At 38.4% G+C, this 20,675-nt stretch carries 23 protein-coding genes and 1 tRNA gene; 13 read left to right on the top strand and 11 right to left on the bottom strand.

The features are described 5' to 3' along the window. Positions 1-6 precede the first annotated feature (6 nt). Both ESV24_RS03040 and ESV24_RS03035 read right to left on the bottom strand, forming a co-directional pair. Positions 7-83: transfer RNA gene (locus ESV24_RS03040), tRNA-Ala, on the bottom strand. A 278-nt stretch (positions 84-361) separates the two neighbouring features. Continuing rightward, positions 362-703, bottom strand: coding sequence for a universal stress protein (locus ESV24_RS03035; RefSeq protein WP_235003992.1), 342 nt, complete (start codon positions 701-703; stop codon positions 362-364). Positions 704-852: 149 nt separating this feature from the next. On the opposite strand from ESV24_RS03035, the gene ESV24_RS03030 reads away from it, so the two are divergent. Beyond that, a complete protein-coding gene (locus ESV24_RS03030) occupies positions 853-2,187 on the top strand; it encodes an MATE family efflux transporter (RefSeq protein WP_111815498.1) in 1,335 nt (444 codons plus the stop codon). Between the two features lie 188 nt (positions 2,188-2,375). Continuing rightward, positions 2,376-2,687, top strand: a complete 312-nt coding sequence (locus ESV24_RS03025; protein ID WP_111815198.1) for a hypothetical protein — start codon at positions 2,376-2,378, stop codon at positions 2,685-2,687. A 22-nt stretch (positions 2,688-2,709) separates the two neighbouring features. Here ESV24_RS03025 and ESV24_RS03020 read toward each other — a convergent pair whose 3' ends face one another. Further along, a complete protein-coding gene (locus ESV24_RS03020; RefSeq protein ID WP_111815497.1) occupies positions 2,710-3,345 on the bottom strand; it encodes a 2OG-Fe(II) oxygenase in 636 nt (211 codons plus the stop codon). A gap of 208 nt (positions 3,346-3,553) precedes the next feature. On the opposite strand from ESV24_RS03020, the gene ESV24_RS03015 reads away from it, so the two are divergent. Together ESV24_RS03015 and ESV24_RS03010 are read left to right on the top strand one after the other, a co-directional pair. Next, positions 3,554-4,003, top strand: coding sequence for a 6-pyruvoyl trahydropterin synthase family protein (locus ESV24_RS03015; RefSeq protein WP_111815196.1), 450 nt, complete (start codon positions 3,554-3,556; stop codon positions 4,001-4,003). 54 nt (positions 4,004-4,057) lie between these two features. Next, entirely contained in the window at positions 4,058-4,816 is a 759-nt protein-coding gene (locus ESV24_RS03010) for a UDP-2,3-diacylglucosamine diphosphatase (protein WP_111815193.1), read from the top strand. Here ESV24_RS03010 and recJ read toward each other — a convergent pair. Further along, positions 4,806-6,497 (bottom strand): single-stranded-DNA-specific exonuclease RecJ, encoded by a 1,692-nt coding sequence (gene recJ / locus ESV24_RS03005; protein ID WP_111815191.1) that lies wholly within the window; start codon positions 6,495-6,497, stop codon positions 4,806-4,808. The genes ESV24_RS03010 and recJ overlap by 11 nt on opposite strands. Positions 6,498-6,651: 154 nt before the next feature. On the opposite strand from recJ, the gene ESV24_RS03000 reads away from it, so the two are divergent. After that, positions 6,652-8,133 (top strand): T9SS type A sorting domain-containing protein, encoded by a 1,482-nt coding sequence (locus ESV24_RS03000; RefSeq protein ID WP_111815189.1) that lies wholly within the window; start codon positions 6,652-6,654, stop codon positions 8,131-8,133. A 130-nt stretch (positions 8,134-8,263) separates the two neighbouring features. Beyond that, positions 8,264-8,854 (top strand): carboxymuconolactone decarboxylase family protein, encoded by a 591-nt coding sequence (locus ESV24_RS02995; protein WP_111815187.1) that lies wholly within the window; start codon positions 8,264-8,266, stop codon positions 8,852-8,854. Positions 8,855-8,915: 61 nt separating this feature from the next. Here ESV24_RS02995 and rsmI read toward each other — a convergent pair whose 3' ends face one another. Genes rsmI through ESV24_RS02980 form a run of 3 tightly spaced genes read right to left on the bottom strand, consistent with a single transcriptional unit; the run spans position 8,916 to position 10,753 of the window. Continuing rightward, on the bottom strand, positions 8,916-9,590 hold the full coding sequence (rsmI, locus tag ESV24_RS02990; RefSeq protein ID WP_111815185.1) for a 16S rRNA (cytidine(1402)-2'-O)-methyltransferase: 675 nt from the start codon (positions 9,588-9,590) through the stop codon (positions 8,916-8,918). A 3-nt stretch (positions 9,591-9,593) separates the two neighbouring features. Beyond that, positions 9,594-9,950 carry a DoxX family protein gene (locus tag ESV24_RS02985; protein WP_111815183.1) on the bottom strand — a complete coding sequence of 119 codons (357 nt, stop codon included), beginning with the start codon at positions 9,948-9,950 and terminating at the stop codon, positions 9,594-9,596. Between the two features lie 11 nt (positions 9,951-9,961). Beyond that, entirely contained in the window at positions 9,962-10,753 is a 792-nt protein-coding gene (locus tag ESV24_RS02980; protein WP_111815181.1) for a hypothetical protein, read from the bottom strand. Between the two features lie 184 nt (positions 10,754-10,937). Between ESV24_RS02980 and ESV24_RS02975 the strand changes: the two genes are divergently transcribed. From ESV24_RS02975 to ESV24_RS02950, 7 genes are all read left to right on the top strand, one after another. Next, complete coding sequence (locus tag ESV24_RS02975; protein ID WP_111815179.1) at positions 10,938-11,597, top strand: thymidine kinase; 660 nt, start codon at positions 10,938-10,940, stop codon at positions 11,595-11,597. Between the two features lie 79 nt (positions 11,598-11,676). Beyond that, positions 11,677-12,786 (top strand): alanine racemase, encoded by a 1,110-nt coding sequence (gene alr, locus ESV24_RS02970; RefSeq protein WP_111815177.1) that lies wholly within the window; start codon positions 11,677-11,679, stop codon positions 12,784-12,786. 78 nt (positions 12,787-12,864) lie between these two features. Then, positions 12,865-13,053 carry a large conductance mechanosensitive channel protein MscL gene (locus ESV24_RS15620; RefSeq protein ID WP_317046789.1) on the top strand — a complete coding sequence of 63 codons (189 nt, stop codon included), beginning with the start codon at positions 12,865-12,867 and terminating at the stop codon, positions 13,051-13,053. A gap of 41 nt (positions 13,054-13,094) precedes the next feature. Further along, on the top strand, positions 13,095-13,274 hold the full coding sequence (locus ESV24_RS15615) for a large conductance mechanosensitive channel protein MscL (protein ID WP_317046788.1): 180 nt from the start codon (positions 13,095-13,097) through the stop codon (positions 13,272-13,274). A gap of 165 nt (positions 13,275-13,439) precedes the next feature. Next, positions 13,440-14,429, top strand: a complete 990-nt coding sequence (locus ESV24_RS02960; protein ID WP_111815175.1) for an aspartate-semialdehyde dehydrogenase — start codon at positions 13,440-13,442, stop codon at positions 14,427-14,429. A 116-nt stretch (positions 14,430-14,545) separates the two neighbouring features. Next, entirely contained in the window at positions 14,546-14,926 is a 381-nt protein-coding gene (locus ESV24_RS02955) for a DoxX family membrane protein (RefSeq protein ID WP_111815172.1), read from the top strand. 114 nt (positions 14,927-15,040) lie between these two features. Continuing rightward, positions 15,041-17,203: a prolyl oligopeptidase family serine peptidase gene (locus ESV24_RS02950; protein ID WP_111815170.1), complete on the top strand. Its 2,163-nt coding sequence runs from the start codon at positions 15,041-15,043 to the stop codon at positions 17,201-17,203. A gap of 48 nt (positions 17,204-17,251) precedes the next feature. Here ESV24_RS02950 and ESV24_RS02945 read toward each other — a convergent pair whose 3' ends face one another. The 4 genes from ESV24_RS02945 to ESV24_RS02930 all read right to left on the bottom strand — a co-directional run bounded on the left by ESV24_RS02945 (position 17,252) and on the right by ESV24_RS02930 (position 20,641). Further along, positions 17,252-18,256: an NAD(P)H-dependent glycerol-3-phosphate dehydrogenase gene (locus ESV24_RS02945; protein WP_111815168.1), complete on the bottom strand. Its 1,005-nt coding sequence runs from the start codon at positions 18,254-18,256 to the stop codon at positions 17,252-17,254. Between the two features lie 259 nt (positions 18,257-18,515). Then, positions 18,516-19,106 (bottom strand): nicotinate (nicotinamide) nucleotide adenylyltransferase, encoded by a 591-nt coding sequence (gene nadD / locus ESV24_RS02940; RefSeq protein ID WP_111815166.1) that lies wholly within the window; start codon positions 19,104-19,106, stop codon positions 18,516-18,518. A gap of 65 nt (positions 19,107-19,171) precedes the next feature. After that, positions 19,172-19,783 carry a guanylate kinase gene (gene gmk, locus ESV24_RS02935; protein ID WP_111815164.1) on the bottom strand — a complete coding sequence of 204 codons (612 nt, stop codon included), beginning with the start codon at positions 19,781-19,783 and terminating at the stop codon, positions 19,172-19,174. Beyond that, the gene (locus ESV24_RS02930; protein WP_111815162.1) at positions 19,784-20,641 is read right to left on the bottom strand and encodes a YicC/YloC family endoribonuclease; all 858 of its coding nucleotides are present in this window, start codon (positions 20,639-20,641) and stop codon (positions 19,784-19,786) included. It lies immediately after the preceding gene. Positions 20,642-20,675 lie beyond the last annotated feature (34 nt).

The raw sequence follows: 20,675 nt of genomic DNA, 5'->3' as shown, positions 1-20,675 counted from the left end.
TGGTTCTGGTGGAGAATATCGGAGTCGAACCGATGACCTCTTGCATGCCATGCAAGCGCTCTAGCCAACTGAGCTAATCCCCCTTTGTGTTCCGTAGCTCTCAAAGAGTAGGGACATTTGCGGATTGAGGATGCGAAAATACTAAATTTTTTTAAATTGTGTATCAGGTGAAACACAAAATGAAAAGTGATTTTCAATCTTAAAAAAATAACTTAATCTTGAACCGACAAAACCAAGAGTGGTTTAGTGGTATAAAATTCTCTCTTCAGAATCTCGTTCTTTTCCCAAAGCTTTTTGAAAAAACCTCGCTTTCTTCTAATTACACAAAGCATATCTGGTTGAAATTGCTGAAAATGCTCTATCACGGCCTGAAAAGTTGTAGCGGCTTCAACCTGAGTGTAAGACGTATAATTGGCACTTGCTTGCTAATGCGTTCTATCCCTTCCAAAACTTCGCCTTTAATTGGATGTGCAATTACAGGAACTCCATTGCGGTCTACTTGTGAGAGCACTTCGTCTAAGCGGTTTTCAGACTCTTCCTTTAAAATAGCGTTTACTTTTGAAAGACCGCCAACTTTTGAAAGTTCCTGAAATACAGAAACTACGTAAACAGTGGCTTTTATCGATTCGGCCAAATCTATGGCGTATTGTAAATTACTGATTGAGTTTGCTGAAGAACCAACAGGGACCAAAATATTTTGCATAACCTGAAACGTCTAGTTTTTATGAATACAAAATTAAGGTAATTATTCTTCGACACAGCATACTTTCACATTTTGAATAAATTATAAAACTTTAAAGGCAATCAAGCCTTTTGGCTTTTTTCATTTTGCGTAGTTTTGCTTTTTCCAAAATGCTGCAGACTGATATTTCATTCAAACGAATCCAACAGCTCGCCATTCCAGCCATTATCGCTGGAATTGCCGAACCGGTGCTGTCTGCAACCGATGCTGCAGTAGTTGGAAATATAAGTGAATTCGGTATTGAATCACTCGCCGCCGTTGGGATTGTTGGTTCCTTTCTTTCGGCATTGATCTGGATTTTAGGCCAAACGCGAAGCGCGATTTCAGCGATAGTTTCGCAAAATCTAGGTGCCGGAAAATTGAAGGACTTGCAAAGTTTTCCAGCACAGGCGATCTATTTTAATATTGCGTTAAGTATTGTCGTGCTTTTTTCCACATACTTTTTTGTTGAGGAGATCTTTAAACTACTCAATGCCGAAGGCATGATTCTTTCCTTTAGTATAGATTATTACAACATTCGCGTTTGGGGCTTTCCACTTACGCTTTTCACCTTTGCGGTTTTTGGTTTGTTCCGCGGACTTCAAAATACATTTTGGCCAATGATTATTGCTGCCATTGGCGCAGCATTAAACATTGTACTAGATTTTGCTTTTGTCTACGGAATTGAAGGATATATTTCCGCAATGGGAATTAGAGGAGCGGCTTGGGCGAGCCTTATTTCGCAAGCCGTAATGGCTGTTATGGCTTTGATATTTCTCTTAAAGAAAACAGAGATATCCTTAAAACTGAAGTTTCCATTACATCCTGAAATTAAGAGATTGGTAAACATGAGTTTAAATCTGTTTTTACGTTCGGTGGCCTTAAACACTGCATTAATCTTAGCAACTCGTGAAGCGGCAGACTTGGGAAAGGAATATATAGCGGCTCATACTATCGCTTTTAATATCTGGATTTTCACTGCATTTTTTATCGATGGATATGGAGCTGCCGGAAATATTTTGGGAGGAAAACTGCTTGGTGAGCGCAATTACAAATCGCTATGGGAACTTACAAAAAAAGTAAACTTATATAATATTGGGGTTGCCGCAATGCTTGTTTTAATTGGGTTAATGCTCTATGAACCTTTGGGACTTCTTTTTAACAAAGATGAAAAGGTGCTTTCCATTTTTTACGGAATGTTCTTTATGGTGCTCATTTGTCTGCCCTTTAATGCAATGGCATTCACGCTAGATTCTATTTTTAAAGGCTTGGGTGAAATGAGCTATTTGCGCAACGTACTTTTGGGTGCAACAATATTTGGCTTTATTCCCGCACTCTATTTTTCGAAATATATGGATTGGGGGTTGATAGGAATCTGGGCCGCACTTATTATTTGGGTGGCTTACCGCGCGGTAGCATTGATGATTAAATTCCGAAGAAAATATATTCCGCTGATAGAAAATTAATACTTTTACGAAACAAGAAACAACGAATCTCGAATTAACAAATCACGAAAATCATGGATTGGTTAGAATTTATTGGCGGCCCAGGGCTATTTTTAATTTTGGCGGTTCTGGTAATTGCCGTAGTTATTTATCAAAAGTTGAAAAAGCGCTAAAATCTTCGTATTTTTTATTTAGAAAAATTTATTGTTTTGAAAACTCCTTCTGAAATCTTCAAAAATAATTCCAAATTGCTCGAAAATGATTCGGTGAAAGAACTCGTTTGGGAGTACGAAAAAGTATGCGATGCGCTGATAGATCTGCAGCAGTTTTCTGAAATGGGCAAGGAAAAATATTTAAGAATCCTGCTGGGTGAGATAAGGCAGAGTATTTCCATGGAACTGAACCGCGATTTGGAAGCCGAACGTTTTGGCGAAAGTGAACGGGTGAATTTCAAAAACGCTGTGGAAAATCTTCGTAAGTATATAGACGACTATTGTCGCGATCATCAGATTTATCTATAATTTTCAAGAAAGAAGCCAAGAATTATCTCGTTTTCAACCAGCCCGTAATACTCATGCGTTCTGAGGCTCTAACCACCTTCACTTCATGTTCCAAAATTTGGCTTTCAAAAATCACCAATCGACCCGGAAGCGGTAAAATGTCCAACGCTTCTTTTTCGCTGTAAATGGTAAGTTCGCCACCGTTTTCAGGTAGCCAATTGTCTTCATTTAAGTAACAAACAATGGAAAGCTTTCTACGGTCGTCATTCTGAAAAGTGTCTAAATGCCGCTTGTAAAAAGTGCCTTTTGGATAAACTGCGTAATGAAACTCTTTATGGAGGATCCCTAAAAAGCAAGTTTTGTTTAGGTAATTAACGAGTTCATTTATTTTCTTGAAGAAGAGCAATTCTGCTTCGTTGGCGTTCTTTTCATCCATCCAAAGAATAAAATCGCCACGGATGGTTTTATCAATTTCTTCATTGGTGCGATTGCCGATGGCAGATTTTTTAAAACGGTCTGCTTCGTATTTTGCAAGCAATGAATTGCGTAAAACTTCAACTTCTTCCGAAGAAAAAAAGTTATCCACAATGCTATATTGCTGCTGAAGCAGATTATCTATAATAGTTTCAAACAACGGATTTTCAATAAATTCCAATTGTTCAAAGAGTTCTTCCGTCATTTTTGGTTCTTTAAAAGCGGGCAAATATAGTTCAGAAATTGGTTGGTTTCTCGATGCTCAAAAACATAACCTTATTTTCAGAAAAACGATACGTGGTTTTGGTTCAAACCATACGTGCTTTTGTTCAAAACTACGGTTTATTTTTTCAAAAGCTATTGGCTAAAGTCTGGGCGAAGAAAATTGTATCTTTGTAGCCCAACTTTACCCTATGAATAAGATACGCATCACTAAGATTTTTTCTTTTGAAACGGGCCACGCACTTTATGGTTACGATGGCAAGTGTAGAAACGTGCACGGCCACAGTTACAAACTTTCGGTAACTGTAATTGGCACCCCAATTTCTGATACTGACAATGTGAAATTTGGAATGGTGATAGATTTTAGCGACCTTAAAAAAATAGTGAAAGAGGAAATTGTTGATGTTTTTGACCATTCCACTGTATTCAATAAAAATACGCCACATGTGGAATTGGCAAAGGAACTGAGTGACCGCGGTCACAGTGTACTTTTGGTAGATTATCAGCCAACCAGCGAAATGATGGTAATAGATTTTTCTGAAAAAATAAAAATACGATTGCCAAAAAACATTCAGCTACACTCCCTTAAACTTCAGGAAACCGACAGTAGTTATGCTGAGTGGTTTGCCGACGATAATTAAACTCACATTGTCACCCTGAGCGCAGTCGAAGGGTCTTTTTCTATATCTTTGAATATGCAAATCCCGCAAGGCAAAAAAATATACTTTTCTAGCGATAATCATCTTGGCGCGCCCACACAGGCAGAAAGCTTGCCGCGCGAAAAGATTTTTGTAAAATGGCTGGAAAGCATTAAACACGATGCCGAAGTTATTTTCCTGCTCGGCGACCTCTTCGATTTTTGGTTTGAATACAGAACCGTGGTGCCTAAAGGCTTTGTTCGCGTTTTGGGAAAGCTTGCCGAACTTCGCGACAGCGGAATTCAAATTCACTTTTTTGTGGGAAACCATGATCTCTGGATGAATGATTATTTTGAAAAGGAGCTTAATATTCCAATCTATCACGATTCTAAGGAATTTGTTTTCAATAACAAACATTTCCTTATAGGTCATGGCGATGGCAAAGGTCCAGGTGATAAGGGTTTTAAGCGTATGAAAAAGGTTTTCACCAATCCAGTTTTTAAATGGCTTTTCCGTTGGTTGCACCCAGATATTGGAATGCGTGTGGCGCAACATCTTTCCGTGAAAAATAAATTGATTTCTGGTGATGACGATAAGCTGTTTTTGGGCGATGAAAAGGAATGGCTAGCGCAATACTCAAAACGAAAGCTGGAAAACAAACATTTTGATTACTTCATATTTGGGCACCGCCATTTGCCGATGGAAATTAAAGTGGGTGAACACTCAACCTACTATAATCTGGGCGATTGGATAAATCATTATACTTACGGCGTTTTTGAGGGCGAAGCGTTTGAAATGAAAACATTTACTCCATAATATCTTTAAGCCGAAGCTGCAAACTTACATTCCCCTGCCATTCGTTTTCATCAATACAATAGGCGGCTTTAAATGGTTTTCCGTTGCAAGCAATATCACTTTTTTCAGCCATACTGAAACCTATTCCTGTAAATTGGTTTGAATTTCCCTGCTTAACCACAACACGCAGATGTGTTTTGTCTTCGCCCACACATTTTCCCCAGCCCGTGTCTTTTAGGTTTTGGGTCATAAATGTAGGCGTCATATTTCCGGGGCCAAAAGGCGCAAACTGTTTAAGTATCCGAAAGAATTTAGGGGTGATGTCTTTCAGATTTATTTCGGCATCAATCCTAATTTCCGGAGTTAATAAATGTGGATCGATGGTTTCTGAAACTACACGTTCAAATTCATTTTTAAATTTTTCGAAGTCTTTTTCGAACAAGGTTAAACCCGCAGCATACATATGTCCACCGAACTGTTCAATATGTTCGGCACAGCTTTCCAAAGCATTGTAAACATCAAACCCTTTTACGGAGCGTGCAGAGGCAGCGAGTTTTTCACCACTTTTTGTAAAAACTAAAGTGGGACGATAATAGGTTTCCGTTAAGCGGGAAGCCACGATGCCGATAACGCCTTTGTGCCAATTTTCATTATAAACTACTGTGGTTTTTCGTTCTTCTTCTTTATTTTCAATTATTTGCTGCAGCGCTTCTTCTGTTATTGTTTTGTCTGTATCACGCCTATCAGTATTAAAAGTTTCAATTTCGGAAGCATATATTTCAGCTTTTTCAGCATCAGTTTCTATGAGTAATGTAACGGCGTGGTTGCCGTGCTTCATTCGTCCGGCAGCATTAATGCGCGGGGCGATGATAAAAACTACGTCGGTAATGGTAAGTGTTTCTTTTTTTATTTGTTTCAGAATAGCTTTAAAGCCGGTGCGTGGATTGCTGTTTATCACTTTCAATCCGTAGTGGGCGAGGATTCTATTTTCGCCAGTTATTGGAACAATATCTGCGGCAATGGCAGTGGCTACCAAATCTAAATAAAGCAACAAATCTCTAATCTGTAAACCTCTTTGTTCTGCTAAAGCCTGAATTAATTTAAATCCAACTCCACAACCGCAAAGCTCTTTGTAAGGATATTCGCAATCTTCCCGTTTTGGATCGAGCACCGCAATGGCTTTTGGTATTTCTTTGCCCGGGCGATGGTGGTCGCAGATTATGAAATCGATGTTTTTATCGGACGCGTATGCAACTTTTTCTATTGCTTTTATACCGCAGTCCAAAGCGATAATAAGTGAAAAATCATTGTCTTCGGCATAGTCAATTCCTTTGTATGAAACGCCGTAGCCTTCATCATATCTATCTGGAATGTAGGTTGAAATGTTTGGGTAGTAGCTTTTTAAATAGGAAGAAAGCAATGCAACGCTCGTGGTTCCATCCACATCATAATCACCATAGATTAAAATATTTTCTTCGTTTTCGATTGCTTTTTGAATTCTCAGAACGGCTTTATCCATATCCTTCATCAAGAACGGATCGTGCAGGTCTTCCAAACTTGGGCGGAAAAATTTTTCGGCTTCCTCAAAAGTTTCCACGCCACGCTGAACTAAAAGTGAAGCAATAATGGGTTCAACCTTCAATGCTTTTGAAAGTGAGTTCACTTTTTGGGGATCGGGTTTTGGTTTTAGGGTCCAGCGCATATACTATAAAAATTCCAAATTTATATTTTGGTGTAAAGTGAATCTAAAAGGGGAGAGTTGTAAAATTACAAAATTTCAATTAGTGAAAAGCTGATTTTCGTAATTGATAATTTACTATCTTGTAGGAAATATTCTCCCCCGTAACCTTTAAATTATGAAAACACTTTTACTTTTTTTAGTAGGATTAGCTTCACTTCTATCTTTTGCGCAGGATGGGAGTTTGGATACTTCTTTTGGCGACGGGGGAATAGTGGTGACAGATATAGATAATAGTTTTGACTTGGTCTTGAATGCTGTAGAGCAAGCCGATCAAAAATTGGTTGTATCTGGAATAACGAGTCCAGATTCTAACAATTTTTATCCGTATTTGATAAGATATATGCCTGATGGAATGGTAGATACTGCCTTTGGTTCGGATGGTATAGTAATTTCCAGCAATGGTACTGGGTTTTATGACTACAAATATTTATTTATAGATAATCAACAACATATTATTGCCGCTGGACCAAAAGCCCAAAGTTCAATTTTTGTTATTGCAAAATATCTGGATAACGGAGATTTAGATAACACTTTTGGAAATAGTGGAATTCTAACCATTCCAAACGGAAATTATGCTGCAATGACACTTCTGGATGATGGATCCATGATGCTTTTGAAATTCAGCGGAAGCGATGAAATTACAATCAATCACTACCTCTCTAATGGGGATTTGGATACCAACTTTGGTGTAAATGGCGCAGCGTCTTCCAACTTTTCTGGCGGTATTTTTATGAGTGGAGAATTTAAGATTGACGGAGAGAATAACTTCTATCTCGTTGGAACGCGAGATAATAATGCGAATGCAGACATCATTTTGATGAAGTTTCAGCCAAACGGTTATTTAGACGCCAACTTTGGAAATAACGGAATGGTAACAAAAAACATTGATGCCTTGAACCCAATGAATTTTAGCAGTGCTAGTATTGATTTTACTAATGATAATAAAATAGTTATTGCGGGAAGTTGCGGAGCTTGTGTTGACCTTTTCGAGCCAGTTATGCAACCCTATTTTATAAGATACCAAAATGATGGCATGCCTGATCCAGATTTTGGAAATGATGGAACTGTTCTTCTTCCTGTTTCCGGTTTCAGCATCTCTCAACTATTTGTACAAGAAAATCAAAGAATGATTGTGAGCGGAAAATTACTGGATTGTTTTGAAGGCAGCATTTATGTGGTAAGCAGATATTTTGAAGGAGGGTATATAGACAATTCGTTTAATGGTGCATCCCTAGGATTTGACCATTATAAGACAATTATGCAGGCAGATGGAAAGATTGTTAGTGTAGGAAATACATTTTGGTATGATGGTATGGAAGATATTGTGCTACTCCGTCACAACAACAGTACCTTGTTGCTTCCAGAATTCGAAGACCAAAAATTAACCATTTACCCAAACCCATCAAACGGAATTTTCACGATTGAACGTGAACTATTTTCTGAAAACAATGCTTACCAAATTACGGATATTACGGGAAAAACTATTGCCATTGGTGAATTGGCAGATAAACAATCACAAATAAATCTTTCCACGACCCAAAGCGGGATTTATTTTTTGAGAACTTCAAATAGCGTTTTCAGATTGCTGAAGAATTGATTTTTTTGTACTTCGGCTGCGCTCAGTATGACAGATTTGAATATTGAATATTTTATTTTTTATTTGGAGCTTGTAATTTGAAATTTGCAAATGGCATTTTGTACTTTCGGATTTCAAACATTCTTAAGCTATGTCATTAGTAACTCCACTTTCCCCAGACCATGATGCAGATACAAAGCAATTGGCTGAATTTTTCAACGAAACCCTCGGCTTTTGCCCCAACAGCGTGCTAACTATGCAGCACCGCCCAGCAATCAGTAAAGCGTTTATCAATCTCAACAAAGCCGTAATGGCGAATGAGGGTCGCGCTACTTCAGCTTTAAAACGAATGATTGCTTGGGTGAGCAGCAATGCAACTGGTTGCCGTTACTGTCAAGCACATGCCATTCGTGCTGCAGAACGTTATGGGGCGGAGCAGGAACAGTTGGATAACATTTGGGAATACAGAACACATTCGTCATTTTCAGAAGGTGAACGCGCTGCGCTCGATTTTTCTTTGGCTGCCAGCCAAGTGCCAAATGCGGTGGATGACGAAATTAAACAAAGACTTTACAAATATTGGAACGAGGGTGAAATCGTGGAAATGCTGGGTGTTATTTCCCTCTTTGGTTATTTAAATCGCTGGAATGATTCAATGGGAACTCCTATTGAAGATGGTGCGGTGGAAAGTGGTGAGCAATATCTTGGGAAGAATGGGTGGAATAAAGGCAAACACCTGTGATTTTAGATTTACGATATACGATTTTAGATTGATTTTTTTTTTGGAATTTAATTTTTAATAATTACTTCTTCCCTGAAACAACAACCACAATCTCCCCCTTCGGCGGCTTGTTTTCAAAATGTTTTAAAACTTCTTCAGCAGTGCCACGGACGGTTTCTTCGTGAAGTTTTGTGATTTCCCGCGAAACGGAAACTTGTCTGTCTGCACCAAAAAATTCTACAAATTGTGCAAGTGTTTTCAGCAGTTTGTGTGGCGATTCGTAAAAAATAATGGTTCGAGTTTCTTCGGCTAAAAGTTCTAGCCTTGTTTGCCTTCCTTTTTTTACTGGAAGAAAACCTTCAAAAACAAATTTATCATTTGGGAAGCCACTATTTACAAGTGCTGGAACGAAAGCCGTGGCACCGGGCAGGCAATCTACTTCTATGCCTGCTTCCACGCAGGCGCGGGTCAGTAAAAAGCCAGGATCGCTGATGGCTGGTGTTCCGGCATCACTGATTAATGCAATGTTTTCTCCATTTTGGATTCGTTTTACAATCCCTTCCACTGTTTTATGCTCGTTGTGCATGTGATGGGAATGCATTTGGGTGCCGATTTCAAAATGTTTCAGAAGTTTTCCGCTGTTTCGTGTGTCTTCGGCGAGTATTAGATTTACCTCTTTCAGCACTTCAACAGCGCGAAAGGTCATATCTTTTAAATTGCCGATGGGCGTGGGTACTAAGTAAAGTTTTCCCGTCATAGTTTATGGACGTGCCGTTTTTCCGAAGAAATATGAAACTAACAAAAATAGAATTCCCAATAAAGGAAGTGTTATTCCAGGATCATCTATCCGATAATGTGCAAAACACGCTAAAACCATATCGAAAAAGAGTCCGGCATAGGCCCATTCCATAACCCATTTTGGCTTTCGCAAAAGGATAAAAACGATTGCCGAAATTTTTGCAATGGCCATTGGGATCACTAAATAGGTGGGATATTGATAATCCTGATAATAACCTTCAATTACCGCAGTATCGGTTAAATACATAACAGCGGAATAAAGAAATAGCGCGCTGAGCAGCCCTGTGGCTATCCAATAGATTGTTTTTTGGGCAGTCATAATTGTGGAATTTAATTGAAACGTTTTTCAATAATATTCATAAACCGCTCTGAATATTCTTCTTTGTTAAGCCAATAGTTATAATCTGGTTTTACTTTGCCTTTTATAAAACTTTGTGCTTCTTCAAAATTTTGCATTGTATTTATCTGTGAAAGTACGCGGGTATAATCTTCCACCTGGCCCTCAAAAAGATGTTTTATAAAAGCTAAACGGTCGTTCAGCCCAATGTTTAATCCTTTGTTGACTGAATCGTTTATAGATCTTGCTCGAGACTCGGTCATTGTTTTACTGGCCTCTGTTCCTTCAACAGATTTGGGGAAGAGTTCCAAGTTTTTTCTTTCAAACTCTGGCATTTGCTGATAGTTTGAGGCGAATTCCTCTAAATCATTTTTAACATATTTTACTGTTGGCTTTTTCTGTATTTCTGCGGTTTCAGATTCCGGGTTTTTCGGCAGCATTTCATCTAGCAATTCATCTATTCGCTCGCTTTCTTGCGGCATTTGTGCTACAATGTCTTTTATTTTTTCCATTAAAGGCTCGATGAGATCTTCTTTGTGATCTGGTTGCGGAACCGGTTCAGGCTCTGTAAACCAGTTTTCTTCGCGGAAACTTTTTGAATCCAGAGACGCTGCGGCTGGCGCTTCGGAGTCATCGCCAAGTTGGTTTTCAAGATATTCAAGTACGGTTAACTTTTCATAAAGCTCAGCTACCAACCCCTTTACTGATGCGGACTTAAACGTTTTTTCTTCTTCTATTAATTGCTTTCCAAGCGCTGTTATCTGCTCGCGGAGTTTCTTCTTCATATCTTTTTAAATTAACCTAAATTTCTATTTTGTTTTTATAAATTTACGCATCCTTTATGTAAACGTCAACTATTTTTGTTTTCTTGTTTAAATCCTTCGGTTTATGATGGTTTCAAGCAATCTCTGAGTTGAACATCCGTTTGGAAAGTGAATTGATGCTTAATGTTTCGCGTAAAATTAAACTATGTTTCTTGAAAATACCGTAAATCAGAAAGAACAATTTGGCTGGATTGAAGTAATCTGCGGTTCTATGTTTTCAGGAAAAACAGAAGAACTTATAAGAAGGCTGAAACGCGCCCAATTTGCCCGTCAAAAAGTGGAGATTTTCACACCATCGATAGATACACGGTATAGCGAAGATTCTGTAACGAGCCACGACAGTAATAAAATTCGTTCAACACCCGTTCCCGCTGCGGCAAACATCCCAATCTTGGCAGATAATTGTGATGTGGTAGGCATTGACGAAGCCCAATTTTTTGATGATGAAATTGTAAAAGTTTGCAACGACCTCGCCAATCGTGGCGTTCGTGTAATTGTTGCAGGGCTTGATATGGATTATAAAGGAAACCCATTCGGCCCGATGCCCGCTTTAATGGCAACTGCCGAATATGTTACCAAAGTACACGCCGTTTGCACCCGCACCGGAAATCTTGCCCATTACAGCTACCGAAAAGCGAAAAGTGAAGCATTGGTTTTGCTCGGGGAAACCGAAGAATACGAACCCTTGAGTCGCGCGGCTTTTTATAAAGCACAAATGCGCGACAAAGTAGTGAAGATGGAAGTGAAAGATGCCGAAGAAATTAATAAAAACAAATCTTCCGAAAAAACTGGAAAACAAGCCTAGAAAAACCTTCGCCACTACTCTAAATGGAGGGTTTTTCGGATTAATCAATAATTGAAAAAAACATAAACTTCAAGATTAAATGCCCAAAGCCACCGAAACATTATTGGAGATAAACCTAAACGCACTCGACAATAATTACAAATACCTTACTTCAAAAATAAAACCCGGAACCAAAGTGCTGGCCGTGGTAAAAGCTTTTGCCTACGGAAGCGATTCTGTGGTTATTGCAAAGGAACTTGTGGAGTTGGGTGTTGATTATTTTGCTGTGGCTTATGCCAATGAAGGCGAAACACTCAGAAATGCAAAGATTGAAACCCCAATTTTGGTATTGCACACACTTCCCGTTAATTTTGAAGTGATTGTAAACCGCTGTTTGGAACCCAGCATTTATTCCCGGAAAACGTTGGAGGAATTTATCGCTTTCTCGGAAGAAAAAAAGCAAATCAATTACCCAATCCATTTAAAATTCAACACAGGTTTGAACCGTTTGGGTTTCGTTGAAAATGATATTCCTTTTATTGCTGAAATGCTTTCAAAAACTAAAAGCGTAAAGGTAAAATCGGCATTTTCGCATCTTGCGGCAAGCGAAGATTTAAAGTTGAAAGAATTCACACTCGGTCAAATTGAAATGTTCCAAAAAATTTCAGAAGAATTAATTGCCAAGATTGGTTACAAACCTTTCCTTCATTGCGCAAATACTTCAGGAATCATAAATTATCCCGAGGCACATTTTGATATGGTCCGCACAGGAATTGGCCTTTATGGCTTCGGAAACGATAAAGAAGAAAACAAACATTTAAAACCTGTCGGAACTTTAAAAACCGTTATTTCACAAATCCACAAAGTTGAAAATGGTGAAAGTGTGGGTTACAACCGAGGTTTTATTGCTGAAAAAGCAACCCGTTCAGCCACACTTCCCATTGGCCACGCAGATGGTATTCCGCGTTCCTATGGAAAAGGCAAAGGTTGGGTAACTATAAATGGTAAAAAGGCTCACATTCTTGGAAACGTATGTATGGATATGATCATGGTTGATGTTACTGATATAGATTGTGAAGAAGGCGACGAAGTTATCGTTTTTGGTCCTTCAACCACTGCCGAAGAATTATCTGCCGCCATCAATTCCATTTCCTATGAATTGATAACGGCTGTATCGCAAAGAGTAAAAAGGGTTATTTGTAGGAATTGATCCCTGTTTGGGTAAATTATTCAAAACATGAATTCTTTTGAGTAAATTAGTTCTATTAACACCTAAAAACCAATCAACATGTTAAAAGAATTCAGGAATTTTATTTTGACCGGAAACGTGGTAGACCTGACCGTTGCAGTAATTCTGGCAGGAGCCGTCGGGCTTGTTGTTACAGGATTTACAAATGATATGATCATGCCAATCGTTGGCCATTTTGCCGGGGGTATAGACTTTGCAGATTCGAATATGTTCTTGATAATGAAGTAATTGGACCCGATGGCGAAGTAGCCAAACCCGAAAATGCAATAATGTATGGCAAATGGATCAATACCCTCATCAACCTTATTATTGTTGGTTTTGTTTTGTACTTGATTGTAAAAGCTTACAGCAATGCACGTAAGAAAAAAGAAGCTGCTCCAGCACCAGATCCGGGGCCATCTGAAAAAGATATTCTAATGAAAATTCGTGACGAGCTTAGAAAAAAATAATTTACAGCCACCGCTGCATTACATATTTTAACCTTAACCCTCCTTCGCGTAAAGCTTCGGAGGGTTCTTTTTTGCTTTTTATTCAGAAATAATAATTTGCTATCAACTACTTTTGCAAACAAATAGGTATTAATTAAAAGATTCCCGCCTGCGCGGGAAAAACATATGAAATTAGCTTTGGTAGGTGCCACCGGAATGGTTGGCGAGGTAATGTTAAGAGTTTTGAGTGAACGCAATTTCCTTATTGACGAACTGCTTTTGGTAGCTTCGGAAAGATCTGTAGGAAAGGAAATTTCATTCAAAGGAAAAAACTATAAAGTGATTGGCTTAAAGGAAGCTGTGGCTGCAAAACCAAACATCGCTATTTTCTCAGCTGGTGGAAGTACTTCGCTGGAATGGGCGCCAAAATTTGCTGAGGTTGGAACCACAGTAATCGACAACTCTTCAGCTTGGCGCATGGAAGCCGATAAAAAACTTATTGTTCCCGAAATCAATGCGAATCTTTTGACTAAAGACGATAAAATTATTGCCAATCCAAATTGCTCAACCATACAATTGGTGATGGCTTTGGCGCCGCTTCATAAAAAATATAAAATGAAAAGGGTGGTTGTTTCTACCTATCAATCGGTTTCTGGAACGGGTATAAAGGCCGTGCAACAAATGGAGAATGAAATGGCAGGAATAAAAGGCGAAATGGCCTATCCTTACCCAATTCATAAAAATGCGTTGCCACATTGTGATACGTTTGAAGAAAACGGATACACAAAAGAAGAGATGAAACTTGCTCGTGAGCCACAAAAAATATTGGATGATCGTACGTTTTCAATTACTGCTACTGCAGTGCGGATTCCAACAGCTGGTGGCCACAGTGAGTCAGTGAACGTTCAGTTTGAAAATGATTTTGATCTGGGTGACGTACGCAGAATACTACACGAAACTCCGGGAATTACAGTACAGGACAACCCAGATACCAATACATACCCTATGCCTATTTACGCGCACGACAAGGATGAGGTTTTTGTTGGCCGCATTCGCCGCGATGAAACACAGCCCAATACTTTGAATATGTGGATTGTAAGCGATAACCTTCGGAAAGGTGCTGCAACAAACGCCATACAAATAGCAGAATACTTAGTGAACAACAATTTGGTTTAAATTTTCAGGCTAGAATAAAATTACTTTTAAAAATTTGTTAAAAAAATGCGCTTTTATTAAAGGCGCATTTTTTATTTTTCAGTATCTTTAAGAAATTAACCCTAAATACAGAGCTTATGAACTCAACTTTCACTAAAATCCTAAGAATCATTTTAGGCTTGGGATTACTCTTTTTTGGGTTGAGCAAATTGATTCATTTCAATATTATGCCGACGCATATCTATACAGGAGAGGCGGCTATATTTATTGACTCGCTGAGCGATACTGGCTATATTCTGAAAGTTGTTGGAATTTTTGAAATGTTTATCGGATTGCTTTTGCTTATTAACAAGTGGGTACCTTTCGCACTACTTCTATTAGCGCCCATAACGGTAAATATTTTACTTTTCCATTTATTTTTGGACACTCCAGGCCTTATAGCAGCATTGGTGATAGTTGTTTTAAATGTTATTTTGATTTACAAACATTGGAAGGTTTATAGACCTTTATTTCTTTAAAACACTCCGGTTATATTAAATTATAGGCTCCCGTATCGGGGGCCTTTTTGTATTTTCTACTATTTTATTTTAAGTTAAAAGCAGTACATTTACGTTTCGAAAAAAATAAACATTATGAAATTTTCAATCGTTCCTACAATCCTTGTTCTTGCCTTGATTGGCTGTAAAGAAGAACAAAAAAAAGAAACAATTTCTGTGACATATCCTCAAACAAAGACAGTTGATACCGTGGACACCTATTTCGGAGTTGACGTGCAGGATCCTTACCGCTGGCTGGAGGATGACCGAAGCGAAGAAACCGCGGCTTGGGTAAAAGCAGAGAACGAAGTAACCTTTGGTTATTTGGAAAAAATACCTTTCCGCGAAGAATTAAAACAACGACTTTCAAATTTATGGAATTATGAAAAAGTAGGACCGCCATTCAAAGAAGGCGATTACACTTACTTCTATAAAAATGATGGATTGCAAAATCAATATGTTATTTACCGTTACAAAACAGGCGAAGACGCAAATACGGCTGAAATATTTCTAGATCCAAATACATTTAAGGAAGATGGTACTATTTCATTGGGTGAAACTAGTTTTTCCAAAGATGGCAGCCAATTGGCTTACAGTATTTCTGAAGGTGGAAGCGACTGGCGCAAAGTGCTTGTTATGAATACCGAAAAAAGGGAATTGGTAGGAGATACCTTAAAGGATATTAAGTTTAGTGGTCTTTCTTGGAAAGGCGAGGAAGGATTTTATTACTCTAGTTACGATAAGCCCAAAGGCAGTGAGCTTTCTGCAAAAACCGATCAGCACAAAGTGTATTACCATAAAATGGGAACCTCACAAAGCGAAGACAAAATAATATTTGGGGCAACGCCAGAAGAGAAACATCGCTACATAGGAGCATCTGTAACAGAAGACGATAACTATTTAATAATTAGAGCGAGTACCTCAACTTCAGGCAACAAACTTTTTATAAAAGACCTTACTAAACCAGATGCTAAGTTTGTAACAATTTTGGACAACACAGAAACCGATACTGGCATTCTAGAAAATGTAGGTTCTAAACTTTTCATTGTAACTAATATGAATGCGCCGAACAGAAAAGTTGTTACGGTAGATGCTAAAAATCCAAGTCCCGAAAACTGGAAAGATTTTATTCCTGAGACTGAAAACGTACTTTCACCCAGTACCGGAGGAGGCAATATTTTCGCCAATTATATGGTAGATGCAGTGTCAAAAGTGATGCAGTATAATTATGAAGGCAATTTAATTCGTGAAATAAAACTTCCGGGCGTAGGTTCTGCAGGTGGTTTTGGAACCAAAAAGGAAGAAACTGAATTATACTACTCCTTCACCAATTACGTTACACCGGGTAGCATATACAAATATGATATTGCAAACGGTAATTCAGAATTATTCATAAAACCTGAAATAGATTTCAACCCTGAAAATTATGAAAGCCAACAAGTTTTCTACACCTCAAAGGATGGAACAAAAATCCCGATGATTATTACACACAAAAAGGGATTGAAAATGGACGGTAAAAACCCAACAATTCTTTACGGTTATGGAGGTTTCAATATTAGTTTAACGCCAAGTTTTAGCATTGCCAATGCAGTATGGATGGAACAAGGTGGTATTTACGCTGTGCCAAATCTTCGCGGCGGCGGTGAGTATGGAAAAAAATGGCACGATGCAGGAACACAGCAAAAAAAGCAAAATGTGTTTGACGATTTTATAGCTGCAGCAGAATATTTAATTAAAAACAATTACACTTCCAGCGATTATCTTGCAATTCGTGGAGGTTCAAATGGTGGTTTGCTTGTTGGCGCAACAATGACGCAGCGACCAGATTTAATGAAAGTTGCACTTCCTGCGGTTGGTGTTCTTGATATGCTTCGTTATCACACTTTCACTGCTGGAGCTGGCTGGGCATATGATTATGGAACAGCCGAAGACAATAAGGAAATGTTTGAATATCTAAAAGGGTATTCACCCTTGCACAATGTAAAAGAAGGCGTTCAATATCCTGCAACTTTAATAACAACAGGTGATCACGATGATAGGGTAGTACCTGCGCACAGTTTTAAATTTGCAGCAGAACTTCAGTCAAAACAAACAGGAAACAATCCCGTTTTGATTAGAATCGAAACCGATGCCGGCCACGGAGCAGGAACTCCCGTGAGCAAAACCATTGAGCAGTATGCCGATATTTTTGGATTTACTCTCTTCAATATGGGGTTTGAAGAATTACCAGAAAACGTCAATAAAGATATTAAGAAATAAAAAGCATTAAATAAAGAAAAAAGCTAAGCAACAAGTGTGTGGCTTTTTTTAATCCAATTTATCGGTTAGTTTTTTAAATGTCTTTTTTGGATCTTTATTTTCGTAAAGCACCTCATAAACGGCATTTATTATTGGGGTTTTGGCTTTTTTCTTACCTTTTTGCTGGTTCAATTTATAGGCGCTATTTGTAGCATAGTAGCCTTCAGCAATCATACTCATTTCCAATTGTGCGCTTTTTACTGTGTAACCTTTTCCAATCATTGTTCCGAAGAGTCTATTTCGGCTAAATGCGGAGTAACCAGTAACCAACAAATCTCCTAAATAAGCAGAATCATTAATGTCACGCTTCATTTTATGTACTTTTTTCACATACTTTTTCATCTCGCGGATGGCGTTGCTCATAAGCACACTCTGAAAATTGTCACCATATCCAAGACCATGGGCAATTCCCGCAGCAATGGCATATATGTTTTTAAGCATTGCTGCATATTCTATCCCCAAAACATCATCGCTGGTGGTGCATTTTATGTAATCGCTGCTTAAAACATTTGCAATCATTTTTGCTTTTTCGTCATCAGCACTTGCAATGGTAAGGTAGGAAAGTCTTTCTAGCGCAACTTCTTCCGCATGGCAAGGCCCAGATATAACGCCAATATTATTGAAAGGAACTTTGTAATGCGTATTGAAATGATCACCAACAATAAGACTGGTTTCGGGAACAATACCTTTTATCGCTGAAAAAACTATTTTGTCCTCCAAAGTAACGGACAGTTTTTCAAGCTCTTTATGAAGAAAAGCCGACGGAACAACAAAAATGAGACAATCGGCACAGCTAACGGTTTCATTAATATCATTGCTGAGTTTTAATTGCTTTAAATTGAATTCTACCGAACTCAAATAGTTTGGATTGTGGCCATGTTTTTTTAGGTGTTCCAAGGCGTAATTACTGCGCATATACCAACACACTTCGTCAAGGTTTTCGCAAAGCATTTTTACAATTGCCGTGGCCCAGCTTCCACCGCCGATGACCGCAAATTTTGGTTTTTCTGACATTGATTTCATTTCTAATATCAAAAGTACACAATTCTAGTGTTTCCGAAACATTTAACAGTAGCTTAAGAATGACCGTGCAATGTTTCTATATTTCTACACGTTATTGCCTTTAATTATTGAGTTGGGGTTTCCCTTCAATACGAAAGTAGGTTCAATGATTTTGGTTGGTTATTTAGTTGAGGCCGCTCCCCAAGTGTTAATTTGGTGGGGCGGTTTTTCATTACAACGATAGTGGGAATCTCATAAATAGCAGCAATAGCTACTTATAAAAATTCATCTCATCCAAATACTTCCACACTTCTGCAGAAAGCATGGGCCTAATGTTCTTTCCAGATTTTATGCCATTGCGTATAAAAGTTGAAGAAAGCTGAATAATAGGCGCACCAACTTTTTCAATCTTTTTATGATTATCAAATTGCGTTTGCACAGTTCCTTCGGAAATTCTTGGATAAATATAAATTGAATATCTGTCTAAAATCACGTGATAGTTTTTCCACTTTTGAAAGCTTTTCAGATTGTCTTCTCCCATAATTAAGCAGAAATTACTTTCAGGATATTTTTCTTCCAAATGGGCCAAGGTATTCACGGTGTAATTGGGTTGTGGAAGGTAAAATTCAACATTGCTAGCTTGCAACTTTGGATAGTCTTCCACTGCAATGCGAACCATGGCTAATCGATGATGGTCTTCCAATAATGTTTTCTTCTTCTTTAATGGATTATGCGGCGTAACCACAAACCAAACTTCGTCCAAATCGCTGAACTCTACCATGTGGTTGGCAATAATCAAATGCCCAATGTGTATTGGGTTGAAAGTACCGAAATAGAGTCCTATTTTTTTAGTAGTTTTTATGAGTTTAAAAGTTTATGCGTTTAAAATATTAATTTTTTGAAATTTGTTTTTTTCTTTTTTGGAATTTATTTGGAATTTGGAATTTGGAATTTGGGATTTTCTTGTTTGGAATTTATAAAACTCTCCACCAAATCGTGCGCTTCGTTCAAAGCGATTTCTAAATCGTGGTTTTTGATGATATAATCAAATTGTGGTGCCGTAGCAAGCTCTACCGAAGCTTTTGCAATACGCATATTGATGCGTTCGTCACTTTCGGTTTTACGCTTTTTTAAACGAATTTTCAGCTCGTCAATACTCGGTGGTTTAACGAAAACAGCCAAGGTCTTCTCGGGAAATTTCTTTTTAATTCGAAGTCCGCCCACTACGTCAATATCGAAAATCACGTTTTTTCCGTGGCTCCAAATACGTTCTACTTCACTTTTTAACGTACCGTAAAAATTATCGCGGTACACTTCTTCCCACTCCAAAAAATCACCATCTTTTATGTGCTGCTTAAAATCTTTGAGGGAAATGAAATAATAATTCTCGCCGTGCTTTTCATCGCCACGAGCTTCGCGTGAGGTACATGAAACTGAAAACTCTAAATTGAGATCTTCCTGTTTCAGCAAATGCTGTACGATGGTTGTTTTTCCGCTGCCGGAGGGTGCCGAAAAAACTATCAATTTTCCTCCTTTCATCTATAAAACGTTTAAGGCTTGTTCTTTAATTTTTTCAAGCTCGTCCTTCATTTGCACTACTACTTGCTGCATAGGTGCGTAATTTGCTTTGCTACCGATGGTGTTGATTTCACGCCCTATTTCCTGAGTAATAAAGCCTAATTTTTTTCCATTGGAATCGTGGGATTTTAAAGCTTCTTCAAAATATTCCAAGTGGTTTTTAAGCCGAACTTTTTCTTCGGTGATGTCGTATTTTTCGAGATAATAAATCAATTCCTGCTCAAAACGGTTTTCGTCCACTTTTTCTTTTAACTCCGAAACTGCTTTGCGAAGTCTTTCTTTTACCGCATCCACACGTTCGGGATCAATTGCGATCACTTCTTCAAGTAATTTTGAAATGGTTTTAGAGCGATCCAAAAAGTCGTTTTCCAAAACCAAACCTTCGTCAGTTCTATATTTATTGATGGCTTCCAGCGCTCGGTCAATTCCTTTTAAAATAGTTTTATACTCCTTTTCATCAATTTCTTCACGCTCGGTTTTCAAGGCATCTGGCATACGCACGGCCATTTTTAAAAGCTCAACAGAGTCGCCATTTACCACGTTTGCCAACTGCTTCATGTATTGTTTTACAACGCCTTCGTTGAGTTGGGTTGTAACTTCCTCGCCTGTAACCTCGATGTAAAGTGAAAAATCTACTTTTCCACGCTGCAGAGATTTTGCAAGCAGGTCGCGTATTTCGAGCTCCTTTTCACGATAGGCCGAAGGCACGCGCGTGTTGAGGTCGAGCCCTTTGCTGTTTAACGATTTAATTTCAATGGTAATTGTTTTGGAAGGCAGTTGAACAACTTCTTTGCCATAGCCCGTCATGGATTGGATCATATTCCTGATTTTGTGAAGGGCAAAGGTAGTAAAA

The organism is Aequorivita lipolytica (assembly GCF_007997135.1).
GTDB classification, from domain to species: domain Bacteria; phylum Bacteroidota; class Bacteroidia; order Flavobacteriales; family Flavobacteriaceae; genus Aequorivita; species Aequorivita lipolytica.
The sequence above is the reverse complement of the archived record's forward strand: the minus strand, read 5'-3'. Positions and strand labels throughout refer to the sequence as shown.